The sequence below is a fragment of the Streptomyces sp. SID12501 genome (genome assembly GCF_010550245.1).
Lineage (GTDB): Bacteria > Actinomycetota > Actinomycetes > Streptomycetales > Streptomycetaceae > Streptomyces.
In genome coordinates, this window is sequence record NZ_JAAGLU010000088.1 from 1 (window position 1) to 6,833 (window position 6,833).

5 protein-coding genes and 4 pseudogenes are annotated in these 6,833 nt (G+C 64.2%); 6 read left to right on the plus strand and 3 right to left on the minus strand.

What is annotated here, in order from left to right; genetic code table 11:
- Positions 1 to 117 precede the first annotated feature (117 nt).
- A pseudogene (locus G3I71_RS51925) lies at positions 118 to 261 on the plus strand (aminotransferase class IV); the annotation flags it as partial.
- Positions 262 to 324: 63 nt separating this feature from the next.
- On the opposite strand, the gene G3I71_RS44430 reads toward G3I71_RS51925, so the two are convergent.
- Both G3I71_RS44430 and G3I71_RS52480 read right to left on the minus strand, forming a co-directional pair.
- Positions 325 to 816: a carboxymuconolactone decarboxylase family protein gene (locus G3I71_RS44430; protein ID WP_164324523.1), complete on the minus strand. Its 492-nt coding sequence runs from the start codon at positions 814 to 816 to the stop codon at positions 325 to 327.
- A gap of 294 nt (positions 817 to 1,110) precedes the next feature.
- Positions 1,111 to 1,239, minus strand: a complete 129-nt coding sequence (locus G3I71_RS52480; RefSeq protein ID WP_275409400.1) for a hypothetical protein — start codon at positions 1,237 to 1,239, stop codon at positions 1,111 to 1,113.
- Here G3I71_RS52480 and G3I71_RS51930 point away from each other — a divergent pair.
- A complete protein-coding gene (locus tag G3I71_RS51930; protein ID WP_343243278.1) occupies positions 1,231 to 1,638 on the plus strand; it encodes a hypothetical protein in 408 nt (135 codons plus the stop codon). The two genes, G3I71_RS52480 and G3I71_RS51930, sit on opposite strands and share 9 nt — an antisense overlap.
- 15 nt (positions 1,639 to 1,653) lie before the next feature.
- Here the strand turns inward: G3I71_RS51930 and G3I71_RS53045 are convergent, their stop codons facing one another.
- On the minus strand, positions 1,654 to 2,301 hold the full coding sequence (locus G3I71_RS53045; protein ID WP_369335580.1) for a pYEATS domain-containing protein: 648 nt from the start codon (positions 2,299 to 2,301) through the stop codon (positions 1,654 to 1,656).
- Positions 2,302 to 2,858: 557 nt separating this feature from the next.
- Between G3I71_RS53045 and G3I71_RS44440 the strand changes: the two are divergent.
- The 4 genes and pseudogenes from G3I71_RS44440 to G3I71_RS44455 form a co-directional block, all read left to right on the plus strand.
- Positions 2,859 to 3,679, plus strand: a pseudogene (locus G3I71_RS44440) (transposase family protein).
- 301 nt (positions 3,680 to 3,980) lie between these two features.
- Positions 3,981 to 4,358 carry a hypothetical protein gene (locus tag G3I71_RS44445; protein WP_164324525.1) on the plus strand — a complete coding sequence of 126 codons (378 nt, stop codon included), beginning with the start codon at positions 3,981 to 3,983 and terminating at the stop codon, positions 4,356 to 4,358.
- A gap of 259 nt (positions 4,359 to 4,617) precedes the next feature.
- Positions 4,618 to 5,664, plus strand: a pseudogene (locus G3I71_RS44450) (ISAs1 family transposase).
- A 124-nt stretch (positions 5,665 to 5,788) separates the two neighbouring features.
- Positions 5,789 to 6,706: pseudogene (locus G3I71_RS44455) on the plus strand (ISAzo13 family transposase); the annotation flags it as partial.
- Positions 6,707 to 6,833: the final 127 nt, after the last annotated feature.

Below are 6,833 nucleotides of genomic sequence, written 5' to 3' on the forward strand. Positions count from 1 at the left end.
AAGCGACCGGACTTGGCCCTCAGTCAGCTCGTCCGTCCGCACCACGCCCAGCGGCAGTTTCAACCCCACGAACGGAGCAACGAGCCAGCCACCGTCACGTCACGTGAACCACCGGCTGTAGTACTAGTGAACGCGCTGCACGGAATCCGCCCGGTGACGGAATGGACGGGCGGAACGGAACCATTTATGCGGGCGGGGCGCGCGGTACGGGCCGCTGAATGGCGGCAATGGCTGGAGGGCCTGGCGGAGCCGGTGCAGTAAGCAGGAAAAAAGATAGGGCAGGACGATTCCAATTCGCCCTGCCCTGCTTTTCTGTTTCCGAATTCAGCCGCTCTTCTGAACCGGCTGATAACCGCCGGGAACCATCCGCGTCGCGATGGCGATCCGGTTGTACGCGTTGATGACAGTGGCCGCCCAGATCAGCGCGGCGACCTGTGCCTCGTCGAAGACGTCGGCGGCCTCGGCGTAGACGTCGTCGGGGACGTGCCCGTCGTGCACCAGGGTCACGGCCTCGGTCAACGCCAGTGCGGCACGCTCCCGTTCGGTGAAGAAGGGGGTCTCCCGCCAGGCGTTCAGGGCGTAGATCCGCTGCTCGGTCTCACCCTGGGCGCGGGCGTCCTTGGTGTGCATGTCGAGGCAGAAGGCGCAGCCGTTGAGCTGGGAGGCGCGAATCCGGATCAGTTCAAGGAGTTCGGGTTCGACCTTGGCATCCTGCGCTGCGGAAACGGCGGCACCGTGCAGGGCACCCATCGAGGCGGAGACCTCGGGGGTGATTTTCTTGAGGGCGACTCGGGATATGGGTTCAGTGGTGGTCATGGGATTACTGTATACGCTGAAAAGTACTCCGGGATCAGCAAGCTGAAGGAACTGACGGAAAATGATGGAAACAGAATAGGAGCCGGCATGACAGAGCACAGCGGTACGGCACAGCCGGGTATCGCGCCCGGCACGCGTCGCACCACGGCAGGGCTTCGGCGTAGTCGCAGGGCGTCCGGTTCATGACGGTCCGCCAGGTTGGCTGGCCAGGGAGAGGGGAACAGGCACGGTTTCCAAGATCATGGAGTTCTCGACGCCCCGTGACCTGCCTGGAAGACCGTGCCTGCCGAAGCATCATCGCTGATCCCGCCTGCCCTTGACCAACTCCGCGAGCATCCAGAGGCCGAGCCGGAAGAGGTGCCCAGACTGCTGGGCCGCCTCGCCCAGGTGCCCGATCCACGTGATCCCCGTGGAGTGCGCCACCCTCTGGTCGGTGTCCTTGCCCTGGCCGCGTGCGCGGTGCCGGCGGGGGCAACGTCGCCGCTGACGGTCGGCGAATGGATTACCGATGCTCCACCCCACGTACTGGAACAGGTCGGCGTGCGACTCGACCCCCCTGTTCCCCCAATGGTCCCTGCCTGCGGAAACGACAGTCCGACGACTACGCCGAAGCCCTGGACAACGACGTCGTCGGCTGTGTCTACATATACGGCTCACGCCACGAGCCTGGTCTCATTGACGTCCGTTCCTGCGTGCGCGCGGACCACGCCGCCCTTGACGCCGAGCTCTATCGCGTCGTCAGTGATTGGCTGGACCGAGAGTGGCCCTTCGAACGGGTGGTATATACGCCTCAATAAGCCATGTAGTCCTGGCTGTCCGTAGCGTTTTCGGCGAACCTCAGAGCCTCAGACCGTCAGGCCGGAGATCAATGAAACGATTGAGTAGCAGGGGCTGATCTTGTCCGCGGAGCTCGACCTGGGCTCTGACAATCGTTGTGCCGTACGCAAGTTCTTTTAGCTTGAACCGAGAGAAACTGTCTGTGACAGTCTGAACGCGCCGACCTGAGGGCCACTTTCCGTCAAGCTCATACTTGACGGAGATAACCCGTCGCCAAACTTCACTGGGGGCAATTACGATGATTTCAATCTGATAGTATGTGCGGCCATCATTGAACTCGCGAGTTTTATCTGACCTTATGAAACTTGTATGTAGGAGCGCGATACTTTCCAGCGAGACTGACTCCCCGGCTCCAGGGCTCGGAATATGATCCGCTTGCTCAGGGAGCGAGGATAGCGAAAGAGGTCCCACTCGGACGGATGCTCCCCCTTTTACGCGGGTTACCACTTCGAATGCGAGCACCTGGATGTGGGGCCAAAATGTGATGGCGGCGACCATTAGGGCGAGCGGCCATGCCAGGCCGGTGAGAAGGTCTACAAAGATCCTTGCCCGAGCGACACTCGTGACGAATACGACAGTCGCCGCCAGGCAGCAGACTATCAACACTCCGATTATCGCGATCAGTGCTTTCCAATTGCTCCGTTTCATTCAGCAGCCCCTTCAGTAACAGTCACAACTACGGCGTGCAGCGGACACATCAAGCCATGACTGCGTCAGCCGTCTGCGTTGGTGTAGCCAATCCCGACCGAGCATCCCTCAATCAGTTCTCCATGGCGTTGATTTTTCGCACGAACCGCGTATGACGATCTGGAACAGTCATACCGCGGGGATCAAAGACCGTCAGCGGCTACGACAGCAAGTGTGCAAACTCGACAGAGAGTATCCGATAAGCCCCTTTCAGGATAGGTGAGTTGGTAGATCTTGTGCTAAGGGAAGGCCGGTCTGGGTGGGCGGCGCGCCCCGTATGCGCCGGACCTGACCGATACGGAGAGGGGCGCACTCGCGCCACTGAAGCCGGGTGGGCGGCCTCCGAAACACCATCGCTGCGCCCACGTACTGAGCCTTTCCCAGTAAGCGCCCGTCGCTTGCTGTGATCGCGATGCTGGCGCTGTGGCCCGTGGGGTCCCCAAGTCCGGGCAGGCGTAAGGCCCCTGGTAGGAACGATCTTGCGACAGATTGTTCTGACCGAGGGGCCTCACGTGTCGATCAGTGTCACATACACCGCCGTGCACGATGTGAAGCGGTCCACCGTCGAGCATCTGGCCGGGCTGCTGCGCGATCACCGCGTCGTGGCCAGGACTCGCAAGGGTTGTAGTGCGCTGGGCTGCTTCCGTCAGGCGGTGCTCGTCCTGCGCTGGTTCATCGACGGCACCCGTCTTTCCCAGCTGGCCTGCGACAACGGTCTGTCAGCTTCCACCTCCTACCGTTACCTCCACGAGGGGCTGTCCGTCCTGGCGGCCGGGGCGCCAGATCTGGCCACCGGATTGGAGCGTGCGAAGGCGGCCAGGCTGACACATCTGAACCTCGACGGCGCGGTCATCCGCACCGACCGCGTCGCCGCCCCCGGCCCCAACGGCGCAGACCTCTGGTGGTCCGGAAAACAAGCACCATGGTGGGAACGTGCAGGTCATCGCCACCCCGGACGGCTGGCCGATCCGAGTCTCACCGGTCCGCTTGGGCAGGGAGCACGACACCACTTGCGCCCGCCACCACGGGCTGGTCGACGCCCTGAACCGCATCGCCGCCGAGCTTGGCATACCGACCCTGGTCGACCTCGGCTACGAGAACGCCGGTAACGGCTTCCGCCGCCCGCACAAGAAGCCCGCCGGCTGCGAACTGACCGAGGCCCAGCAGGCGTACAACAAGGTCATCCGCGGCATCCATGGCGTCTGCGAACGCGCCAACTCCCTGCTCAAAACCACCTTCGAGGCCCTGCGCCGGGTCAACCTCGACCCCAGCCGCATCACGAAGATCGCCGCCGCAGCCCTCGCCCTGCTCCAACTCGAAATACGACCGCACCATCTGAACGATCACACAACGTCATGATCCATTACTGGGAAAGGCTCACTGGGTGACGGCCAGCTGCGCTTGGCGACTCCTGTCGACCCGCCCAGAAGGGTGCGATGTTGCTCGGAGGTGTTCACGATGCCATCGGGTCGAATGATTCCTTCTCTGATGACCCGAAGGGTTGTGGATGAGTTGCCGCAGGAGCAGGCTCACAGTCAACAAAGACGCGACGTTCAGCAGGGTTCATGTAAGGAGAGTCCCTCTACTGCCGTGTCGCACCAACTGGAGCCACTCCTCACAATAGGAAAGAGGAAAGTTCGATGCCAGCGTTTGCGCAATTCGTCGCCTTGAGTGATTCTCTGATGGTGCTTCCCGAACCGATTTCGGGAGATCATCATCACCATTTCGAGAAGATCGAGCTGGCTGGGCTGGATTCGGGGCGCACGGTGATCCTGACCTTCAAGCTGAAGGTCAGCGGGAAGGCCCATCTCGCGATGAGCTTCAACAAGAAACCAAACTGCATCGACTACAATTTCGACCCCCCGGAGCCCGAGTCCACGAGGCCGCGTTCGTGGCACGAGATCATTCCAGGAAGCGATCTCAAAGCTTCAAACAACGAACTTGTGGTCACAACAAGTGGTCAGGGGCGTGTAGAGTTCTCGGATATCGTGTTGCTCTACCACGCCAACTCGGCGTAGGGGTAGGGCTTCGGCGTAGTCGCGTGACGCCCGCTTCGTCGTGGCATGGGGGCTGGAAGCAGCGCAGGGCACGGGCTTCCAAGATCATGGAGTTCTCTACGCCCCGTGATCCGAGTGGAAGACCGTGCCTGCCGACGCATCTTCGCTGATTCCGCCTGCTCTTGACCAACTCCGGGAGCATCCCGAGGCCGCATCGCAGGAGTTCCCTGGCCTGCTGGAGCGGCTGGCCGAGGTGCCGGACCCCCTTGACCCGCGCGGTGTGCGTCATCGCCTGGCCGTCGTGCTCGCACTCACCGCGTGTGCCGTGCTGGCCGGAGCGACCTCGCTGCTGGCGGTTGGCGAGTGGATCGCAGACGCCCCGCCGCGCGTGCTGGAACAGGTCGGCGGCCGCACCGACCCGCTTCTGCCCAGGCGGGTCCTGCCCTCCGAGACAACGGTCCGTCGACTGCTGGGCCGCATCGACGCCGACGCGCTGGACCAGGCAGTCGGACACTGGCTCGCGGACCGATACCCGAAGCCGGACGGGCTGCGCGGCCTCGCGGTGGACGGCAAGGCCCTGCGGGGCGCGGCCAGGGCGAAGGGCCGGAAAATTCACCTGCTCGCCGCACTCGACCACGCCACCGGCCTGGTCCTGGCCCAGTTGGACGTCCAGGAGAAGACCAACGAGATCACCTGCTTCCAGCCCTTGCTCGATACCGTCGCCGAACTGGCCGAAACCGTGGTGACCAGCGACGCGATGCACACCCAGCACGAGCACGCCGCATACCTCCTCGGTCGCCGGGCCCACTACATCGTGATCGTCAAGGGCAACCAGAAGAAGCTGCGCAACCAGCTCAAATCCCTTCCCTGAAAGGACATCCCGCTTCAGGGCCGCACCCGCGGCGTTGGCCACGGCCGCTCGGAGATCCGCCGGATCAAGGTCGCCACCGTGAACAGCCTTCTCTTCCCCGGAGCCCGCCAGGCCGTCCAGATCAAGCGCCGCCGAACCGACCGCAAGACCGGCAGGACCACCATCAAGACGGTCTACGCCGTCACCAGTCTGACCGCCGAGCAGGCCACCCCGGTCCTGCTCGCCCAACTCGTCCGGGACCACTGGAAGATCGAGGCCCTGCACCACGTCCGCGACACCACCTTTGCCGAGGACGCCTCCCAGCTGCGAACCGGCAACGCGCCCCGCGCGATGGCCACCTGGCGCAACCTTGCCATCGGAGCCCTCCGAACAGCCGGAGCGAACAACATCGCGGCCGGCCTCCGCCGCAACGCCCGTGACCCCTATCGCCCCCTCGCACTCCTCGGCCTCGGGTGATCACAAACCGGGCGTCACGCGACTACGCCGAAACCCTGGGGCCTGCCGATCAATAACTCTTCGGTTTTCTTGGGCTGTTGGGTCGTAGGATGCGGTGGTGTCGGAGGGGACGAAGGCAGAACTGGTGGATGCGTTCGGGCTGTTGCTGCCGCACCTCGATGAGCGCCAGCAGCGCCTGACACTGGGCGCCGTGGCCCGCGTTCTGGGCCACGGCGGGATCCGCATGGTGGCCGGAGCGGCCGGGGTGGCGGAGTCCACGGTGTCGCGCGGGAAGCGGGAGCTGGAGCACGCGGAGGATGCCGCCGGCCGGGTCCGGGCACCGGGCGCGGGTCGGAAGCCCTTGCGGGAGGCCGATCCGGGGCTGGTGCCCGCGTTGCTGGCGCTGGTCGAGCCGGACCAGCGCGGCGACCCGGAATCTCCGCTGCTGTGGACGGTGAAGTCCACCCGGAATCTGGCGGCCGAGCTGACGCGTCAGGGGCACCGGGTCGCTTCGGACACGGTGGCCACGCTGTTGAAGGCGGAGGGCTTCTCTCTGCAGGGCACCTCCAGGACCACCGAGGGGGCCCGGCATCCGGACCGGGACGCCCAGTTCCACTACATCAACGACCAGGCCACGGCGTACCTCACCGACGGGCAGCCGGTCATCAGCGTGGATGCCAAGAAGAAGGAGACACTGGGCAACTACGGGGTGATCGGACGCGAGTGGCATCGCACCGGACAGCCGGTGCAGGTCCGCGCACACGACTTCCCCGAGAAGGGCGCCCAGAAAGCGGTGCCGTACGGGATCTACGACATCGGCGCGGACGCAGGCTGGGTGTCGGTGGGCTGCGACGGGGACACCTCTGCCTTCGCGGTGTCCACTTTGCGCCGCTGGTGGAACGGTGAGGGGCACCGCCGCTACCCGCACGCCTCCCGCCTGCTGGTCACCGCCGACGCCGGAGGCTCCAACGGCTACCGTGTGCGCGCCTGGAAGAAGGAACTCGCGGACTTCGCCTACGAGACGGGCCTTGAAGTGACTGTCTGTCATTTTCCACCGGGAACACAATGCCGTTGCTTGAACTCGTCAAGCAGTTCGCAGTGACGCCGGAGGAACGCGGTCGTTGGGCCCGGCATGCATCCTTGGGTGGGGTTGTCCGATCATGTGCGACTGGGGGTGGTGACCCGGTGGG